Genomic DNA, 18,240 nt, shown 5'->3' with positions numbered 1-18,240 from the left:
CCGTTTCGGCGGAAAACAATTCAGATCACATCAGCTGGGTGCTGGCGCCACCGTCGGCGTAGATGATCGATCCGGTGGTGGCGGGCAACCATTCGGACAGCAGCGCACAGACGGTCTTGGCGACCGGCGTCGGGTCCTTCATGTTCCAGCCGATCGGTGCCCGCTGGTCCCAGCCCTCTTCGAGCAGCTGCATCTGGGCACCGGCCTCGTCGCCCAGCGCGCCACCGACGATGGCGCTCATGGCCAGGGTCCGGATGGGGCCTGCCGCAACGAGATTGGACCGCACGCCGAACTTGCCGGCCTCACGCGCGACGAACCGGTTGACCGACTCGAGGGCGCTCTTGGCGACCGTCATCCAGTTGTAGGCGGGCATGGCGCGGGTCGGGTCGAAGTCCATGCCGACGATGCCGCCGCCTTCGTTCATGATCGGCAGCAGCGCATTGGCCAGCGAGGCGTAGGAGTACGCCGAGATGTGGATGCCCTTGGCGATGTCCTCGTAGGGCGCGTCGAAGAACGGGTTGATGCCCATGCCGCTCTGCGGCATGAAGCCGATGGAGTGCACGACGCCGTCGAGCTTGTTGCCCTCGCCGATCACCTCGGTGACGCGCTCGCCGAGCGAAGCCAGATGCTCGGTGTTCTGCACGTCGAGTTCCAGCAGCGGCGCCGGGTTCGGCAGCCGGTCGGCGATGCGCTGGATGAGCTTCATCCGGTCGAAGCCGGTGAGCACCAGCTCGGCGCCCTGCTCCTGGGCGACCTTCGCGATGTGGAACGCGATGGACGAATCGGTGATGATCCCGGTGACCAGGATGCGCTTGCCTTCGAGCAAACCTGCCATTGTTCTGACTCCTTTAAGTTCTGGTAAGCCAAAGGGTTTTGAGTTGAGCCCGGTGGGTCAGTGACCCATGCCCATGCCGCCGTCGACCGGGATCACCGCACCGGCGATGTAGCCGGCATCCTCGGACGCCAGGAAGCTGACGGCACCGGCAACGTCCTCGGCGGTGCCGACGCGCTTGGCCGGGATGAACTCCAGCGCGCCTTCCTGGATGCGCTCGTCCAGGGCGCGCGTCATCTCGGTGTCGATGTACCCGGGGGCGACGACGTTGGCGGTGACGCCCGCCTTGGAGAGCTCACGGGAGATCGAGCGGGCCATGCCGATCAGGCCGGCCTTGGCGGCCGCGTAGTTGGCCTGGTTGCCGATGCCCCACATGCCCGAGACCGAGCCGATGTAGATGATGCGGCCGAAGCGCTTGCGCTGCATGCTGCGTGACGCGCGCTGGGTGACCCGGAACGCGCCGGTCAGGTTGGCGTTGATGACCTCGGTGAACCGCTCCTCGGTCATGCGCATCAGGAACGCGTCCTTGGAGATACCGGCGTTGGACACCAGCACCTCGACCGGACCCTGGTGCTCCTCGACCTCTTTGAAAGCGCGGTCGACGGCCTCGGTATCGGTGACGTCGCACACGACGCCGAACAGCCCCTCGGGGGCACCGGAACCGCGGTGGGTCACGGCAACCTTGTGGCCGTCGGCGGCCAGGCGCTGCGCGATGGCCAGGCCGATGCCCCGGTTACCACCGGTGACCAGCACGGAACGGGAAACGAAGGCCGGACGGCCGGGTGCGGACGTGGCGGCACCCTCGGTGGCAACAGTGTCACTCATGCTGGTCAACTTATCGTCTCGGCCTTTGTTCGCCGAAATCGGCGCGCTGACAACTGTTGACAGCTACCGCGCCGCCATGGCGCCACGGCGGCGGCTCGCCACGAACCTCACGACGTCCGCGATCCAGTCCCGGTCGGTGCGCAGGGTCAGCAGCGGGGCGTCGCATCGGCGCAGGGTGCGGGCCACTTCGTCGCGGTGTGCCTGGGCGGCGCGGGCGAAGTCGTCGCGAAGTTGCTCGTCGATGGTGAATTCCTTGGTGATGCCGGACTCCGCGTCCTGCAGCACCACGTCCCCGATCGCGGGCAGCTCCACGTCGCGCGGGTCGATGACCTCGATGCCGAGGACCTCGTGCCGGCCGGCGATGGCCCGCAGCGGGCGCATCCAGTTGATGGGTCCCAGGAAGTCGCTGATGATCACCGCCATGCCGCGGCGGCGCTCGGGCCGTCGCAGCGCGTCGATGGCCACGGCCAGGTCACCGCGGACCCCGGCCGGAGCCTTGGGCGTGGTGGCGATGGCGCGCAGCAGCTCCTGCTCGTGCAGCCGGCCCGACAATGCGGGCACCCGGCGGATGGTGTCACCGTTCGAGATGACCGCACCGAGCCGGTTACCGCCACCGCTGTTGAGGAACGCGATGGAGGCCGCCGCGGCGACCGCCAGATCGCGCTTCTCGCAGCCCGCGGTGCCGAAGTCCAGGCTCGCCGACATGTCGACGACCAGCCAGGTCTCCAGCTCCCGGTCGGCGATCATCTGCCGCACGTGCGGATGCGTGGTGCGGGCCGTGACGGACCAGTCCATCCGGCGCACGTCGTCGCCGGGCTGGTAGAGCCGGGACTCCCCCGGCTCGGAGCCGGGGCCGGGGATCAGGCCCTGGTGGTCACCGTGCAGGACGCCGTCCAGCTTGCGCCGGACAGTGAGCTCGAGCTTGCGCAGCGCGGCCGATAGTTCGGGATCCCGAATCTGCCCGCGCTGCAACGACGGCAGGTCGACGGAGCGGCCTGGCTGCGGCGAAGCCGGACGATCAGACCTGGGCTCAGTCACCGACCTGCGGCCCCAGCTACGCCGGCCATCACGGGCGGAACCGAATGTCCTTGCTGCGGAATGGCATTCACCTGCGGCAGCGCGACGGTCTGCAGGATGCGGTTGACGACGGTCTCGGCGGAGATCTCGTCGGCGAGCGCGTCGTAGGTGAGCACGAGGCGGTGCCGCAGCACGTCCGGGATGACCTCGACGACGTCCTGCGGGATGACGTAGTCGCGGCCGCGCACCAGCGCCAGCGCACGGGAGGCGCTGATGATGCCCAGCGAGGCACGCGGCGAGGCGCCGTACGCGATCCACGCCTTGGCATCGGGCATGCCGAACTTCTCGGGCTCACGCGTGGCGGTGACGATGCGCACGACGTAGTCGACGAGGGCGTGGTGCACAAAGTTGTTGGCGGCCACGTCCTGCAGATGCAGCAGTTCCTCGGTGGTCAGGATCTGCTTGGGCTCCGGCGGCTTGACTCCCATCCGGTAGATGATCTCGCGCTCTTCCTCGGGCGACGGGTAGCCGACGTTGAGCTTGAACAGGAAGCGGTCGCGCTGCGCCTCGGGCAGCTGGTAGACGCCCTCCTGCTCGATGGGGTTCTGCGTCGCCATGACGAGGAACGGGCTGGGCAGCGGGAAGGTCTTGCCGCCGATGGAAATCTTGCGCTCGGCCATGACCTCCAGCAGCGCCGACTGCACCTTGGCAGGCGCACGGTTGATCTCGTCGGCGAGCAGGAAGTTGACCATCACTGGGCCGAGTTCGATGTCGAACTCTTCCTTGCCGACCCGGTAGATGCGGGTACCGACGATGTCGGTGGGCACCAGGTCGGGGGTGAACTGGATACGGGCGAACGAACCGCCGACCACCTTGGCGAAGGTCTCAACGGCCAGGGTCTTGGCGACACCCGGCACACCTTCGAGCAGCACGTGGCCCTTGGCCAGCAGGCCGACCAGCATGCGCTCGACCAACTGGTCCTGGCCGACGATGATGCGCTTGACCTCGAAGATGGCGCGCTCAAGGGTGTGCACCTCGGACTGCAACGCCCCGCTACCAGGCTGCTGCGCGGTGGGTGCGGCGTGCGCCCCGGGCGGGTAGCCCTGTGTGGGGGCCGGGCCTGGGTAGCCTCCGGCGCCCTCCAGCGGCCCACTCGGTGACGTCATCTAGCTTCCTCCCACGTTTTGATTCGGCCGATTGTCCGGCGCAAAGTCGCTGGTCTAGCAGGTAACCGCCAATATAGCGGCGAACCCGGAATCAACTATTCCAGGCGGCCCCGTATCCGTCGATGTTGCCACGGCGGACTCAGGTGATTATCAGGTCTCGATGATGCGGGACAGGTGTGGCGACATGCCGGCCGTCCGGACCGGGCTGACCGTCACCTTTCCCGCGCTACCGGAGGCCTCCAGCATCTTGCCGCCGCCGAGGTAGATCGTCACGTGCTGGCTGCCGCCCGGGCCGTAGAAGATGAGATCGCCGCGCTTGGCTTGCGACGGCGGGATGGCGCGGCCGGTGTCGTACTGGTCGCCCGAGTACTTGGGGATCTGGACGCCGACACCGGCATAGGCGTAGCGCGTGAACCCGGAACAGTCGTAGCCGATCTTTCCGGCGTCGTAGTCGACGCCGGGTCCGGGACCGGTCAAGGTACCGCCGCCCCACGAGTACGGGACGCCCATCTGGGAGCCGCCGCGCCGGATGACGTATTCGATGGCCTGCTTACCGCCGACGCGGCCGCCGGGCATCATCGTGGCGGTCCCGCCGCCACCGCCGCTCGGCTTGCCACCAAGGCCCAAGGCGGACAGGAAACTCTGGCCGAGGTTCTGGGTGGTCTGCAGGGCGAGCTGACTGGCCTGGAACGAGGCGTTGGCGATGGCCACCGGGTCACCGGGGGCGCCGGAGCTGGCTTTCATGGGCAACGTCGGGTCCCAGCCGCCGTCGGGTTCGGCGATCGCACTCGGCGCAGGGCCGAACGCGAACGCCAGCGCCAGTGCGCCGACGCCCGCGAGGACGTCTCTCCGGTGAAATTCCTTGCCCTGCAATGCAATACCCAATCAGTATTCGATGTAACGGATCACGTACGGCGTCATGCCGCTGGTGCGGACAGGCGAGACGTGCACGTCTGAGCCGGTGTACGGCGCTTCGAGCATCTGCCCGTTGCCGAGGTACAGGGTGACGTGCTGGCTGCCGCCCGGGCCGTAGAAGATGACGTCGCCGCGGCGGGCCTGCGAGGTCGGGATCTTGCGGCCCATCTCGTACTGGTTGCCGGAGTAGTGCGGCAGCTTGATGCCGACACCCGCGAAGGCGTACAGGATCAGGCCCGAGCAGTCGAAGCCGACGGTGCCGGCGCCCGAGTCGATGCCCTTGCCCGGGCCGGCCGCGGTGCCACCGCCCCAGGAGTACGGCACGCCGATCTGCGTCATGGCGCGCTTGATCACGTACTCCGAAGCCTGCTTGCCGTAGACGCGCGGGATGGCGCCATTGGTGTAGCCGCTCTTCGTGACCTCCGCGGGCACCAGGCCGAGCTTCTGCAGGAAACTGTGGCCCATCTGCTGAGTGACCTGGGCCGAGGTGGCGGTCATACCGAGCACGTTGTTGATGACGGCGATCGGGTCACCGGGAATGTTGGCGCTGGGCAGCTTCGGCAGGGTCGGGTCCCAGCCGCCGTCGTCCCACTTGCGGGGGCCGGCGGCTGCAGGGGCGCCGTCCCAGTTGGCGGCGTACCGTCCGGGGTCGGCCGCGGGCACACCGGACGTGGCGGCGGGCCCGGTTGTCGTCCCGGTGGTCGTGGCCGCCCACTGCGTGCGCACCGCGTCGAGCTTGGCCTGGGCCGCATTCCGCTGGCTGACCAACTGATCGAGTTGGGTCTGCTGGTCGGCGAACGTGGTCCGGGCATCGGTCAGGGCTTTGACCGCGTCGTCCTGGCTGGTCTGCGCATCTTTGACGGCTTGGTCGGCCTTCTGCTTGGCCAGCCGGGCGGCGGATTCACGGTTGGCCAGTTCGGTCCGGGTGCGCTGCAGGTCGGCGATGGCCTCCTGCGAGCTGATGGTCAGGGCCTGGCCGGTGGCGGCGGTGTTGATCATCTCGCCGGGATCGGTGGCGGTCAGGTACGAGGCGGACGGGCCGTTGATGTATGCCGCTTCGGCGTACTTGTCGAAGTGCGACTGGGCGGCGGCGATCGCGGCGTTGGCATCCTTGAGGCCACTCTGACTGGCGTCGATGTCCTGCTGGGCCGTCGCGGCGTTGTCGCGGGCGGTCTGCACGTCGGCGATGGCCTTGTTGACCGATTCCTGCCGGGTCTGGATGGAGGCGCCGAGGTCCTGCAGTTTCTGGTTGGCGTTGGCCAAATCGGTGACCAGGGCGGCGATCTCGCTGCCGCCGGGTTGGGCCGAGGCGGTGCCGGAACCGAATACGGACGCGGTCATCACACCGAACACGAGCGATCCGGTGCCCACGCGGCAGCCCAGCCCGATGACAAAGGGGCGAATGCCGTGTCCCCTGACTCTGGGTCCCATTGACTCTGGTCTCCTATGGCTCCAGCGCGCTGGTGCCCGCGAAAGGCATATGCGGGCGCAATCCGTCGGTTCCGTTAGTCACAGAAATCAAAATTCATCACAACTGCAACATGCGGTACCAACTGCACCGTACGTCACAGGTTGCACAAATGAAACGTTAGTAACAAACCACATCGGTGTAATTGAAAAAGGTGTGACCGAATAGTGATATTCGAATTCGCGGCGCACCGCGCCCAGCTACTCCGAGGGGGTTGCGGCGGCAGTCGCCGGAGCGGCCGCGGCGGCCGTTTTCCGGGCCCGGACCTGCAAGAACCGGGTACCGACGGCGGCCGCTACCACACCGAGGATGACGATCAGAGTGAACGAAGTCCACGGAAAAATCGGCGTTTCCAGCTGGCTCACAAAATTCTTCGACGACTGCACGACACTCGGCGTCTTCGCCAGATCCTGGCCCGCTTCCAAGTGCGACCGGTCATAGGTCGGACTGACCGAGCCGGCGAAGCCAGGGCTGAGCGTGAGCACCGTCGACTCGGGGTACACATGGCCGACGTCGGCGGCGATGTCGCGCAGCGGGGTGTCGATGCCGGGACTCGTCGGCAGCACGACGATCTTGAGGTCGATCCCCTTGGCATGGGCGTCGGCGACCACCTGCCGCAGGGCCGCGGCCTCCTTGGCGGCCTCGGCGGCCGGCTTTGCTTCCTGCGGCGTGGCCGGCGTCTTGGCGGGCGCGATGCCCGGCGCGCTGACCCCACCGTCACGCACCTGCGTGATCACCGTCGCCATGCAGACGTCGACGGGGGTCTTGGCCGGGTCCTGCCCGACCGTGGCACAGACGTCCGGCGGAATGAATGCCGCGAAAGTTGTCACGGGGCAAACGGTACTGGAATTTCGGCGAACTCCCTGACGGCACACCCACAACCCGACCAGACTGTAGCCACCCCCTGGGCGCTCATAGGACAAGCGTACTGTTAGGGTAGCAACGCGCCGCTGACACAGCCCGTCGCGGCGAGATCTAGCCGGGAGTTGATGTGAGCAGCAATTCATTTGGAGCCCGTGACACGCTCGTTGTCGGGGAAAACAGCTACGAGATTTTCCGCCTCGACGCGGTGCCGGGGACCGAGAAGCTTCCCTACAGCCTCAAGGTGCTTGCGGAGAACCTGCTGCGCACCGAAGACGGCGCAAACATCACCAAGGATCACATCCTGGCCCTGGCCAACTGGGATCCCTCGGCTGAGCCGAACACCGAAATCCAGTTCACCCCCGCCCGCGTGATCATGCAGGACTTCACCGGCGTGCCCTGCATCGTGGACCTGGCCACCATGCGCGAGGCCGTCACCACCCTGGGTGGCGACCCCAACAAGGTCAATCCGCTCTCTCCCGCCGACATGGTCATCGACCACTCGGTGATCCTCGATGTCTTCGGCCGCGCCGACGCCCTCGAGCGCAACGTCGACTTGGAGTACGAGCGCAACGGCGAGCGCTACCAGTTCCTGCGCTGGGGCCAGGGTGCGTTCGACGATTTCAAGGTCGTCCCCCCGGGCATGGGCATCGTGCACCAGGTCAACATCGAGTACCTGGCGCCCGTCGTGATGGTCCGTAACGGCCAGGCCTACCCCGACACCTGTGTGGGTACCGACAGCCACACCACCATGGAGAATGGCCTGGGTGTGCTGGGCTGGGGCGTCGGCGGCATCGAGGCCGAGGCCGCCATGCTGGGCCAGCCCGTCTCGATGCTGATCCCGCGCGTCGTCGGCTTCAAGCTGACCGGCGAGATCCAGCCCGGCGTGACCGCCACCGACGTGGTGCTGACCGTCACCGACATGCTGCGCAAGCACGGCGTCGTCGGCAAGTTCGTCGAGTTCTACGGCAAGGGCGTCGCCGAGGTGCCGCTCGCGAACCGCGCGACGCTGGGCAACATGAGCCCCGAATTCGGTTCCACCGCTGCGATCTTCCCGATCGACGGGGAGACCATCAACTACCTGCGCCTCACCGGCCGCACCGACGAGCAGCTCGCGCTGGTCGAGGCCTACGCCAAGGCCCAGGGCATGTGGCACGACGCCGATCGTGAGCCGGCCTTCTCCGAGTACATCGAGCTGGACCTGTCCACGGTGGTCCCGTCGATCGCCGGCCCGAAGCGCCCGCAGGACCGAATCCTGTTGTCGGAGAGCAAAATCGCGTTCCGCAAGGACATCCACAACTACACCAACGACGGCACCCCTGCTGCGCCCACTCCGCACACGCACCTCGATGAGGCCGTCGAAGAGTCGTTCCCGGCCAGCGACTCGGCCGCCCTGTCGTTCGCCGACGACGGTGCCGTCGACGTCCAGTCCGCCGCCAACGGCGCCGAAGGCCGCCCGAGCAAGCCGATCACCGTGACCGGCGAGCGGGGCACGTTCGTGCTCGACCACGGCGCGGTCGCGGTCGCGGGCATCACGTCCTGCACCAACACCTCGAACCCGTCGGTGATGCTCGGCGCGGCACTGCTCGCGCGCAACGCCGTCGAGAAGGGCCTGACCACCAAGCCCTGGGTCAAGACCAACATGGCCCCCGGCTCTCAGGTCGTCACCGACTACTACGAGAAGGCCGGCCTGTGGCCGTACCTCGAGAAGCTCGGCTACTACCTGGGCGGCTACGGCTGCACGACGTGCATCGGCAACACCGGCCCGCTGCCCGACGAGATCAGCAAGGCCATCAACGACAACGACCTCACCGTCACCGCGGTGCTGTCCGGTAACCGCAACTTCGAGGGACGCATCTCCCCCGACGTCAAGATGAACTACCTGGCCTCGCCGCCGCTGGTCATCGCGTACGGGCTTGCCGGCACCATGGACTTCGACTTCGAGACGGATTCCCTGGGCAAGGACAGCGACGGCAACGACGTCTTCCTCAAGGACATCTGGCCGTCGGCGCAGGAGATCGACGACACCATCAAGTCGGCGATCAGCCAGGACATGTTCCGCAAGTCGTACTCGACGATCTTCGCCGGCGACGAGCGCTGGCAGAACCTGTCGACCCCCGAGGGCGACACGTTCGAGTGGGACGAGAACTCGACGTACGTGCGCAAGGCGCCGTACTTCGACGGCATACAGATGGAGCCGGCGCCCGTCACCGACATCTCGGGCGCCCGAGTGCTCGCCCTGCTGGGCGATTCGGTGACCACCGACCACATCAGCCCGGCCGGTCCGATCAAGCCCGGCACCCCGGCCGCGCAGTACCTGGATTCGCACGGCGTGGCCCGCAAGGACTACAACTCGCTGGGCAGCCGTCGCGGCAACCACGAGGTGATGATCCGCGGCACGTTCGCGAACATCCGCCTCCAGAACCGCGTGCTCGACGGCATCGGCCTCGAGGGCACGCAGGGCGGCTACACCCGCGACTTCACCCAGGAGGGCGGCCCGCAGTCGTTCATCTACGACGCGTCGCAGAACTACCAGGCGGCCGGCACTCCGCTGGTCGTGCTGGGCGGCAAGGAGTACGGCTCGGGTAGCTCGCGCGACTGGGCCGCCAAGGGCACCAGCCTGCTGGGCGTCAAGGCGGTCATCGTCGAATCGTTCGAGCGCATCCACCGCTCGAACCTGATCGGCATGGGCGTCGTCCCGCTGCAGTTCCCGGCGGGCGAGTCGTGGAAGTCCTTGGGCCTCAACGGCACCGAGACGTTCGACATCGCGGGCATCACGGAGCTGAACAACGGTAAGACGCCGAAGACCGTGCACGTCACGGCCACCAAGGAAAGCGGCGAAAAGGTCGAGTTCGACGCCGTGGTCCGCATCGACACGCCCGGTGAGGCCGACTACTACCGCAACGGCGGCATCCTGCAGTACGTGCTGCGGAACATGCTGCGGTCGGGTAGCGAGTCCTGATAGCTGGCTGACACGGTTGGGCGGCCTTTCGGGCCGCCCAACCGGTCACCAGTAGGAGCCCTCGTGCCCAAAGTTAGCGACGATCACCTCGCCGCCCGCCGAGCGCAAATCCTCGACGGGGCTCGGCGCTGTTTCTCCGAGTTCGGGTACGAGGGTGCGACCGTGCGGCTGCTCGAAGAAGCCACCGCGATGTCGCGCGGCGCGATCTTCCATCATTTCCGCGACAAGGACGCGTTGTTCTTCGCGCTCGCCGAGGAAGACGGTGAGCGCATGGCGCAGACCGTCGAGAAGGACGGCCTCGTCCAGGTCATGCGCAACATGCTCGCCAAGCCGGACAACTACCAGTGGCTGGGCACCCGGCTGGAGATCGCCCGCCGGCTGCGCACCGACGCCGAGTTCCGCGCCGAATGGCAGCAGCGCTACGAGGAACTCAACCAGGCCACCATCGCTCGCCTGGAGCGCAAGAAGGCCGCCGGCACGCTCCGTGACGACGTGCCCACCGAAGTGCTGCACATCTATCTCGACCTGGTGCTCGACGGCCTCATCGCGCGGCTCGCCTCGGGTCAGACCGGCGAGGATCTGACCGCCGTCCTCGACATCGTCGAGGCGTCGGTGCGCCGCAAGTCCTAGCGGCTCAGTCAGCGGTTGGCGCTCATCACCGACAACAGTTCATAGCCGACGTGCGCGGCCGCGATTCCCGTCAGCTCGGCATGGTCATAGGCCGGCGAGACCTCGACGATGTCGGCGCCGACGACATTGAGGCCGGTGAGCGAGCGCAGCGAGTGCAGCAGCTCGCGCGAGGTCAATCCCCCGGCTTCCGGCGTCCCGGTCCCGGGCGCGTGCGCCGGGTCGAGCACATCGATGTCCACCGACACGTACACAGGGCCGCCGGCCAGCCGCTTCACCATGCGCTCACGCACGCTGGCCAGACCGTCGACCTGGTAGTCGTCGGAACGGATGACCTGGAAGCCCAGGATCGCGTCGTCCTCGAGGTCCTTCTTGCTGTACAGCGGACCGCGGATACCCATGTGCAGCGAGCGCTCCATGTCGATGAGGCCCTCTTCGCTGGCCCGGCGGAACGGGGTGCCGTGCGTGTAGGCGGCACCGAAGTAGGTGTCCCAGGTGTCGAGGTGGGCGTCGAAATGCAGCACGGCGATGGGGCCGTGGTCGCGGTGCAGTGAGCGCAGGATCGGCAGCGCGATCGTGTGGTCGCCGCCCAGCGTCAGCACGGCGCTGCCGTCCTTGCGCAGCGCGGTCACCTCGGTGTCGATGGTCTCGATCGCCTCGTTGATGTTGAACGGGTTGACCCCGATGTCTCCGGCGTCGGCGACCTGCTGGTTGGCGAACGGCGACACGTCGAGAGCCTGGTTGTAGGGCCGCAGCAGCTTGGATGCCGCACGGATGTGGCCGGGGCCGAAGCGCGCGCCCGGGCGGTAGGAAACGCCGGAGTCGAACGGGACGCCGAGGATCGTGACGTCGGGTGACGACACCTGGTCCAGGCGCGGCACCCGCGCGAAGGTGGCCGGTTCGGCGTAGCGCGGGAAACGGCTGGCATCGACCTGGCCGATGATCTCGCGGCCGTCGGGCGCGGTGGTCGTGATGTACCGGTCGAAGCTCATCGGTTCTCCAAAGTCGTGGCGTGTGGCTTGGGTCTCATTGTTTCCGGCAGTAGAATTATTGTCAACCTTTGTTTCCTAGGAGGAAATTGTGGGCGGTTCGCCGGCAACGCAACTATCGATCGCCGCACGTTTGAAGGCTGCCCGCAGCGCCAAGCGGATGACCCTCGATGAACTCGCCGCCGCCAGTGGCGTCACCAAGGGCTATCTGTCGAAGGTCGAACGCGGCCAGTCCAACGCGTCCGTCGCCGCGCTCATCCGCATCTGCGAGGCACTCGAGCTCCAGGTCGGTTCCCTGTTCGACGAAACGCCCGTCGGCGAGGTGGTCCGCGCCGGGGAGTACCCGCCCATCGAGTTCGGCGGAACAAAGATGAACGAGTTCCAGCTGACGCCGAGCAATGAGCGCCGCTTCCAGGTCCTGATGAGCGATATCGAGCCCGGCGGCGGCAGCGGGACCGACACCTACTCCCTGCCCGCCGAGGTCGAGTTCGCCATGGTCATCGAGGGCCGGCTCCACATCGATTTCATCGAGGGCAACGGCAGCCGCATCACGCTCAACCAGGGCGACGCACTGACCTTCGATGCGGATCGTCCCCACGCCTTCCACGCCGATGCGCAGTCCGGCGCGAAGGTGCTGTGGGTGCTGACCCCGGCCCTGGCGCATCGGCGCCTGGCCGAGGCGGCTGAATAGCCGCTACGCGGCACTCAACTCCTCGCGGCTGCGCTCGGCCGCGGCGTGCTCGCCACCGAGATCGACACCGCGGGTCAGGACGTAGTACGCCAGGCCGGACACCGCCAGCCCGACGATGAACGAGATATCCACTCCCCCAAGCAGTTTGGCGATCGGCCCTTCGTAGAAATGCAATGCCACGAACGGCACCATCGACACCATGCCGAGGACGTACGCCGCCAGTCCACGCCAGGACCACCGGCCGTAGATCCCGTCAGGTCGGAAGATGTCGACGATCGAATAGTGCCCGCGCCGAACGAAATAGAAGTCGACGAGATTGACGGCGGTCCACGGGATCAGGAAGTACAGCATCAGCAGCACGAAGGTGTTGAACGACTCGAGGTAGCCCTCGGGCAGCGACAGCGCGACGACGAATGCGATGAAGGAGGTGATCGCGATGCCGATCACCCGCAGCCGAATGGTGGGCGTGATCGGCCGGAAGGCGTCGAGGGCACTCATGCTGGTCAGGCTGGCGCCGTAGGCGTTGACCGACATGATGGTCACCAGCGCCACCGACGACACCACGACCGTGAAAGTGCCGAAGCCGGGCAGCAATTGGTTGCCGACGGTCCGGATCGACGCGATGGCGTCCGGGGTCGGCAGCGCGGACGCCAGGATGGCGCCGAACGACATCAGCCACACCGACGAGCCGGCGGCACCGAGATAGGTCCACCAGATGACGTGCTTGGCCGAGGTGTTCTCGGGCAGGTACCGCGAGTAGTCGGACACGTAGACCGCGTACGAAATCTGATAGCCGGCCGCCGCGGCGAACTGCATCAGGAACACCGTCAGCGAGAACTTGCCGCCGTCGGGGATGGCGGCGTTCAGGTGCAATGTCGACAACGCGTACACCGTCAGCACACCGAACACGATGATCAGCAGGTACGTCAGCCAGCGCTGCACGACCATCATCAGGTCGAAGCCCACGACGGCGATGACGATCGCGGCCACCATCAGTCCGAGGTACCAGACCCAGTTCGGGCCAGGGAAGACCGTCTTGAAGCCCGATGTCGCGAGGATCGTGTTGAAGACGTTGAAGCCGATGTAGACGAAGATGACGGCGATGAAGGGAACGAGGGCGCCGCGCGAACCGAACTGAGCCCGCGACTGAATCATCTGCGGCAGGCCCATCGTGGGGCCCTGGTTGGCGTGGAAGCACATGAAGAGCGTCCCGAAGCAAGCGCCCGCGACCGCGGCCAGTACCGACCACCCCGCGGACAAGCCGTTGGCCGGCCCGAGGAAGCCCGTGACCATCGTGGTCAACACGAAGTTCCCGGTGAACCAGAACGGCGCCTGGTGGTGCACCTTGCCCTTGCGTTCCCGGGTCGGAATCCAGTCGATGGACCGGGTCTCGATTGCACCTGCCATGGCATCCCCTTTGATGTGGCTCAGATCACTGCTCCATAGGGTAGGCAGCAGGGACGCCAAAGGCAACAATTGTTTCCTAGGTCACTCCGACTGTTGACAGATGGGAGTGACGTACCGCACTCTGTTACGCGAGTCACAAATCTCGTGGCGCGCCCTCCTCTCCACGGAGCTCCCCTTGGCCATCACCGAGGCCCCCCGGCCGGGCATTCTGCGCGCAATGAGCGCACAAAAGTCGGTTGACGACATCGTCGCTGCGAACGAAGCCACCGACGGCCCCCACCTCAAGAGGTCGATGGGATTCATCCATCTGACCGCCCTGTCCATCGGCGCCACCCTCGGCACCGGAATCTTCGTCATTCTCGGCGCTGCGGTACCGAAAGCCGGCCCCGCCGTCCTGCTCTCGTTCATCCTCGCCGCCGTCACCGCGCTGTTCTCGGCGCTGTCCTACGCCGAGCTCGCGGGCACCATCCCCGTCTCCGGCAGCTCCTACTCCTACGCCTACGCCACCATGGGCGAGTTCTGGGCCTGGGTGTGCGGCTGGTGTCTGATGCTCGAGTACGGCGTGTCCGTCGCCGCGGTCGCCGTCGGCTGGGGCGGCTACATCAACACCCTGCTGCACCAGTTGTTCGCCATCGAACTCCCCGCAGCCATCACCGCCGCGCCCGGCGAAGGTGGCGTCATCAATCTGCCCGCCGTCGCGATCGTGGTGCTCGCGTCGATCCTGCTGCTGCGAGGCGCATCCGAGTCCGCGGTCGTCAACACCGCGATGGTCATCCTCAAGTGCGTCGTGCTGGTCTTCTTCTGTGCCGTCGCCTTCACCGCGTTCAAGGCCGGCAACCTGACCCCGTTCATGCCACTCGGCTTCCTCGGCGTCTCTGCCGCGGCGTCCCAGGTCTTCTTCTCCTACATCGGCTTCGACGCGGCGTCCACCGCCGGCAACGAGGCCAAGAACCCCAAGCGGGACCTACCGCGCGCGATCATGGCCTCGCTGTTGATCGTCACCGTGCTGTACCTGGCGGTGGCACTGGCGGCGCTCGGCGCCATGAGCTGGACCAAGTTCAGCGCCGACGAAGGCGCCACCCTCGCCGTCGCGCTCAGCGGCATCACCACCAGCAACGTGCCGGCCATCATCCTTTCGGTCGGTGCCGTCATCGCCATCGCCAGCGTCGTCCTCGCCGTCCAGTACGGACAGACCCGCATCCTCTACACCATGGCCGTCGACGGGCTGGTTCCCGCGTTGTTCGCCAAGGTCAACCCGAGAACCTTCGTGCCGACGTGGAACATCGTCATCTGCGGCGTCGTGGTGTCACTGCTGGCCGGCTTCATCTCGCTGGGCGAGCTGGCCAACGCCACCTCGATCGGCTGCCTGTTCGCCTTCGCCCTGGTCAACATCGCCGTCATCATCCTGCGCCGCACGCGCCCCGATCTCGATCGCACGTTCCGGCTGCGGCTGTTCCCCGTCGCACCGATCCTGGGCTTCCTGTTCTGCTGCTACCTGATGTGGGCGCTGCCTGTCGCGACCTGGATCGCGTTCGGCATCTGGGGTGCCCTCGGCCTCGTGATCTACTTCGGTTACAGCATCAGGAAATCCAAGCTGCGAGTGGACGCTGCATAGATGATCACCGTCGGCATGTTCCAAGGTCCGCAGGAATCCGGGACCGTCGCCGAGAACCTGGCCGCCATCGCGTCGGCGGCCAGGCAGGCCGCCGCCGCCGGCTGCCGGATCGTCGTCACCCCGGAGATGTCGGCCACCGGATACAACATCGGAACCGACATCGCCCGGCGCGCCGAACCCGCCGACGGCCCGATCTTCCGGGCCGTTCAGCAGATTGCGCGCGACACCGGAATCGCCGTCGTCTACGGGTATCCGGAGTCGGCGCCCGGTCAGCCGTACAACAGCGTGCAGGTCGTCGACCGCGACGGCGAGTCCCTGGCCAACTACCGGAAGACCCATCTCTACGGTTTCGACCGGGACTACTTCACCCCGGGTTCGCAGTGGGTCAGCCAGTTCGACCTCGACGGCGTCACCTGCGGCCTGCTGGTCTGCTACGACATCGAGTTCCCGGAGAACGCGCGGGCACACGCAGACGCGGGTACCGAATGGCTCGTCGTCCCAACGGGACTCATGGAGCCATGGAGTTTCGTCGCGACACACATCGTGCCCGCCCGCGCCTACGAAAGTCAGCTGTTCCTCTCGTACGTCAACCGTGCCGGAGTCGAGAACGACCTCGAATACTGCGGCCTGAGCTGCACCATCGCGCCCGACACGACCGAACTGAGTCGCGCTGGTAAAGCCGAGCAATTGCTCATCACCCACATTGATCCGACCGCGGTAGCCGTGTCCCGCGCAGTCAACACTCATCTCAGCGATCGCCGCCGAGACCTCTACCAGGAGAACCAGATCCGATGACTGTCCCCCAGCCCATCAACGAAACATCGTTGTCGGACAAGCCGGCAGCCAAGCCCATAACGATGTTCGGACCGGACTTCCCCTTCCCCTACGACGACTACGTGTCCTCCGCCGCAGGCCTCGGCTCCATCCCAGCCGACCGCCACGGCACCGAGGTCGCGATCGTCGGCGGCGGCTGCGCCGGCATCACGGCCGCCTACGAACTCATGAAGCTGGGCCTCAAACCCGTTGTCTACGAAGCGGATCAGATCGGCGGCCGCATGCGGTCCATCCCGTTCGAGCACGCCCCCGACGCCGTGGCCGAGATGGGCGCCATGCGGTTCCCGCCCACCTCCACCACGCTCTACGAGTACTTCGACAAGGTCGGCATCGAGACCGTCGAATTCCCGAACCCGCTGTCGGTTGCGGCCCCCAGCACCGTCGTCGACCTCAAGGGCCAGACGTACTACGCCGAGAAACTCGCCGATCTGCCGCAGGCCTTCACCGACGTCGCCGACGCCTGGCGCCAGACGCTCGAGGACGGCGCCGACCTGCACGCGATCCAGAACGCCATCCGCGAGCGCGACACCCAGGCGCTGAAGTCGGCGTGGGGCAAGCTCGTTCGCGAACTCGACGACGAGACGTTCTGGGGCTTCCTGACCAAGTCGCACCACTTCAAGTCGTTCGAGCTGCGCGAGATCTTCGGCAAGGTCGGCTTCGGCACGGGCGGCTGGGACACCGACTACCCGAGTTCGATGCTCGAAATCCTGCGGGTGGTGCTCACCGAGGCCGACGACAACCACCGCGGCGTGGTGGGCGGTTCGCAGCAGCTCCCGCTGCGCCTGTGGCAGCGCTCCCCCGAGCGCCTCGCCCACTGGCCGGCCGGCACCTCGCTCGAATCGCTGCACGGCGGCAAGACCCGAGGCGCCGTCACCGACATCCGGCGCACGCACCCCAACCGCTACACGATCACCGACGCCGACGGGGAAACCCGCACCTATGACGCCGTCATCGTCACCGCCCAATCGTGGATGCTGCTCAACAACATTCGCTGCGACGACGACCTGTTCCCGTCGAATGTGTGGTCGGCCATCGAGCAGACCCACTACATGGGTTCATCGAAAGTGTTCGTGTTGGTGGACCGCCCGTTCTGGAAGGACAAGGACGCCCAGGGCCGCGACGTCATGTCGATGACGCTGACCGACCGGATGAGCCGTGGCACCTATCTGCTCGATCAGGGGCTCGACGCGAACGGCAACGAGAAGCCCGGCGTCATCTGCCTGTCGTACACCTGGGAGGACGACTCCCGGAAGATCGTGCCGCTGAACGCAACCGAGCGCATGGACCTCATGCTCAAGTCGCTGCAGGCGATCTACCCGAATGTCGACATCCGCAGCCACATCATCGAGACGCCGAAGACGGTGTCGTGGGAGATCGAGCGCAACTTCATGGGTGCGTTCAAGGCGAACCTGCCGGGCCACTACCGCTACCAGGAGACGCTGTACACCCACTTCATGCAGCATGGCCTCGACGAACGGCATCGCGGTATCTACCTGGCCGGTGACGACATCTCGTGGACGGCGGGGTGGGCGGAGGGCGCGATCACCACGGCGCTCAACGCGGTGTGGGCCGTGATGGATCAGTTCGGCGGATCGACCTCGCCGACGAACCCCGGGCCGGGCGACGTCTTCGAGATGATCGCCCCGGTGCGGCTGACGGACGAAATCTAGGGCGCGTTAACGGGTTACGAACCGCGGAGACCGTCTTGTGCGTACCCCCGCACGCGCAGGACGACTCCGCGAATGTCCGTTCGCGGCGAAAGCGGCTGGGCCGCGGGCTATTCAGGCAATCTTGCGGGTGTGGTTGGGGCCGCCGCGGCTGCGCATGACCGCGCCCGACTGCACCAGCATGCTGTGCACCGACCCATAGGATTTGCCAGATATGGCCACCAATGACCTGATACTGGCGCCGCTCTCGTAGGCGTTGCGCAGCTGGGTCATCATCTGGTCGCGAGATGCCTTGGATTGCCTCATCGCCGGTCCCCTGACTCTCCCCCGGCGGTATACCGGGCTGACGAGAATCAGCGTAAGA

Annotated in this window: 16 protein-coding genes; 6 read left to right on the top strand and 10 right to left on the bottom strand. The window is 66.6% G+C overall.

What is annotated here, in order from left to right; translation table 11 throughout:
* Nucleotides 1-25: 25 nt before the first annotated feature.
* The 7 genes from inhA to AC1U2B_RS21455 form a co-directional block, all read right to left on the bottom strand.
* Nucleotides 26-835: an NADH-dependent enoyl-ACP reductase InhA gene (inhA, locus tag AC1U2B_RS21485; RefSeq protein ID WP_043396384.1), complete on the bottom strand. Its 810-nt coding sequence runs from the start codon at nucleotides 833-835 to the stop codon at nucleotides 26-28.
* Between the two features lie 57 nt (nucleotides 836-892).
* On the bottom strand, nucleotides 893-1,657 hold the full coding sequence (gene fabG1 / locus AC1U2B_RS21480) for a 3-oxoacyl-ACP reductase FabG1 (RefSeq protein WP_260938904.1): 765 nt from the start codon (nucleotides 1,655-1,657) through the stop codon (nucleotides 893-895).
* 63 nt (nucleotides 1,658-1,720) lie between these two features.
* Complete coding sequence (locus AC1U2B_RS21475) at nucleotides 1,721-2,695, bottom strand: DUF58 domain-containing protein (protein WP_043987431.1); 975 nt, start codon at nucleotides 2,693-2,695, stop codon at nucleotides 1,721-1,723.
* Nucleotides 2,692-3,840, bottom strand: coding sequence for a chaperone MoxR1 (moxR1, locus tag AC1U2B_RS21470; RefSeq protein WP_043396386.1), 1,149 nt, complete (start codon nucleotides 3,838-3,840; stop codon nucleotides 2,692-2,694). Before moxR1 ends, AC1U2B_RS21475 begins: the two co-directional genes overlap by 4 nt.
* Nucleotides 3,841-3,990: 150 nt before the next feature.
* The gene (ripB, locus tag AC1U2B_RS21465) at nucleotides 3,991-4,725 is read right to left on the bottom strand and encodes an NlpC/P60 family peptidoglycan endopeptidase RipB (RefSeq protein ID WP_377042079.1); all 735 of its coding nucleotides are present in this window, start codon (nucleotides 4,723-4,725) and stop codon (nucleotides 3,991-3,993) included.
* Complete coding sequence (ripA, locus tag AC1U2B_RS21460; protein ID WP_480218371.1) at nucleotides 4,726-6,186, bottom strand: NlpC/P60 family peptidoglycan endopeptidase RipA; 1,461 nt, start codon at nucleotides 6,184-6,186, stop codon at nucleotides 4,726-4,728. It abuts the gene before it with no gap.
* 237 nt (nucleotides 6,187-6,423) lie between these two features.
* Nucleotides 6,424-7,053 (bottom strand): Rv1476 family membrane protein, encoded by a 630-nt coding sequence (locus tag AC1U2B_RS21455; protein ID WP_480218370.1) that lies wholly within the window; start codon nucleotides 7,051-7,053, stop codon nucleotides 6,424-6,426.
* 161 nt (nucleotides 7,054-7,214) lie between these two features.
* Between AC1U2B_RS21455 and AC1U2B_RS21450 the strand changes: the two genes are divergently transcribed.
* Nucleotides 7,215-10,046, top strand: a complete 2,832-nt coding sequence (locus tag AC1U2B_RS21450) for an aconitate hydratase (protein WP_480218369.1) — start codon at nucleotides 7,215-7,217, stop codon at nucleotides 10,044-10,046.
* Nucleotides 10,047-10,109: 63 nt separating this feature from the next.
* Entirely contained in the window at nucleotides 10,110-10,676 is a 567-nt protein-coding gene (locus AC1U2B_RS21445) for a TetR/AcrR family transcriptional regulator (RefSeq protein WP_418001991.1), read from the top strand.
* A gap of 8 nt (nucleotides 10,677-10,684) precedes the next feature.
* On the opposite strand, the gene speB is transcribed toward AC1U2B_RS21445, so the two are convergent.
* Nucleotides 10,685-11,665: an agmatinase gene (speB, locus tag AC1U2B_RS21440; RefSeq protein ID WP_318984593.1), complete on the bottom strand. Its 981-nt coding sequence runs from the start codon at nucleotides 11,663-11,665 to the stop codon at nucleotides 10,685-10,687.
* Nucleotides 11,666-11,753: 88 nt separating this feature from the next.
* Between speB and AC1U2B_RS21435 the strand changes: the two genes are divergently transcribed.
* Complete coding sequence (locus AC1U2B_RS21435; RefSeq protein ID WP_043987425.1) at nucleotides 11,754-12,353, top strand: helix-turn-helix domain-containing protein; 600 nt, start codon at nucleotides 11,754-11,756, stop codon at nucleotides 12,351-12,353.
* Between the two features lie 3 nt (nucleotides 12,354-12,356).
* Here the strand turns inward: AC1U2B_RS21435 and AC1U2B_RS21430 are convergent, their stop codons facing one another.
* A complete protein-coding gene (locus AC1U2B_RS21430; RefSeq protein WP_480218368.1) occupies nucleotides 12,357-13,760 on the bottom strand; it encodes a purine-cytosine permease family protein in 1,404 nt (467 codons plus the stop codon).
* A gap of 217 nt (nucleotides 13,761-13,977) precedes the next feature.
* Between AC1U2B_RS21430 and AC1U2B_RS21425 the strand changes: the two genes are divergently transcribed.
* Genes AC1U2B_RS21425 through AC1U2B_RS21415 form a run of 3 tightly spaced genes read left to right on the top strand, consistent with a single transcriptional unit; the run spans nucleotide 13,978 to nucleotide 17,879 of the window.
* The gene (locus tag AC1U2B_RS21425; protein WP_260938920.1) at nucleotides 13,978-15,375 is read left to right on the top strand and encodes an amino acid permease; all 1,398 of its coding nucleotides are present in this window, start codon (nucleotides 13,978-13,980) and stop codon (nucleotides 15,373-15,375) included.
* Nucleotides 15,376-16,170 (top strand): carbon-nitrogen hydrolase family protein, encoded by a 795-nt coding sequence (locus AC1U2B_RS21420; protein WP_480218367.1) that lies wholly within the window; start codon nucleotides 15,376-15,378, stop codon nucleotides 16,168-16,170.
* A complete protein-coding gene (locus tag AC1U2B_RS21415) occupies nucleotides 16,167-17,879 on the top strand; it encodes a flavin monoamine oxidase family protein (protein ID WP_480218366.1) in 1,713 nt (570 codons plus the stop codon). Before AC1U2B_RS21420 ends, AC1U2B_RS21415 begins: the two co-directional genes overlap by 4 nt.
* Before the next feature lie 111 nt (nucleotides 17,880-17,990).
* On the opposite strand, the gene AC1U2B_RS21410 is transcribed toward AC1U2B_RS21415, so the two are convergent.
* On the bottom strand, nucleotides 17,991-18,182 hold the full coding sequence (locus AC1U2B_RS21410) for a helix-turn-helix domain-containing protein (RefSeq protein WP_043396403.1): 192 nt from the start codon (nucleotides 18,180-18,182) through the stop codon (nucleotides 17,991-17,993).
* Nucleotides 18,183-18,240 lie beyond the last annotated feature (58 nt).

The sequence above is a fragment of the Mycolicibacterium sp. P4_G11 genome, from assembly GCF_056555145.1.
The sequence above is the reverse complement of the archived record's forward strand: the minus strand, read 5'-3'. Positions and strand labels throughout refer to the sequence as shown.

Bases quoted from the DNA above. Each gene is read 5' to 3' on its own strand.
- inhA (WP_043396384.1), bottom strand. From the start codon at position 835: ATGGCAGGTTTGCTCGAAGGCAAGCGCATCCTGGTCACCGGGATCATC.
- fabG1 (WP_260938904.1), bottom strand. From the start codon at position 1,657: ATGAGTGACACTGTTGCCACCGAGGGTGCCGCCACGTCCGCACCCGGC.
- moxR1 (WP_043396386.1), bottom strand. From the start codon at position 3,840: ATGACGTCACCGAGTGGGCCGCTGGAGGGCGCCGGAGGCTACCCAGGC.
- ripA (WP_480218371.1), bottom strand. From the start codon at position 6,186: ATGGGACCCAGAGTCAGGGGACACGGCATTCGCCCCTTTGTCATCGGG.
- speB (WP_318984593.1), bottom strand. From the start codon at position 11,665: ATGAGCTTCGACCGGTACATCACGACCACCGCGCCCGACGGCCGCGAG.
- AC1U2B_RS21430 (WP_480218368.1), bottom strand. From the start codon at position 13,760: ATGGCAGGTGCAATCGAGACCCGGTCCATCGACTGGATTCCGACCCGG.
- AC1U2B_RS21425 (WP_260938920.1), top strand. From the start codon at position 13,978: ATGAGCGCACAAAAGTCGGTTGACGACATCGTCGCTGCGAACGAAGCC.
- AC1U2B_RS21420 (WP_480218367.1), top strand. From the start codon at position 15,376: ATGATCACCGTCGGCATGTTCCAAGGTCCGCAGGAATCCGGGACCGTC.
- AC1U2B_RS21415 (WP_480218366.1), top strand. From the start codon at position 16,167: ATGACTGTCCCCCAGCCCATCAACGAAACATCGTTGTCGGACAAGCCG.
- AC1U2B_RS21410 (WP_043396403.1), bottom strand. From the start codon at position 18,182: ATGAGGCAATCCAAGGCATCTCGCGACCAGATGATGACCCAGCTGCGC.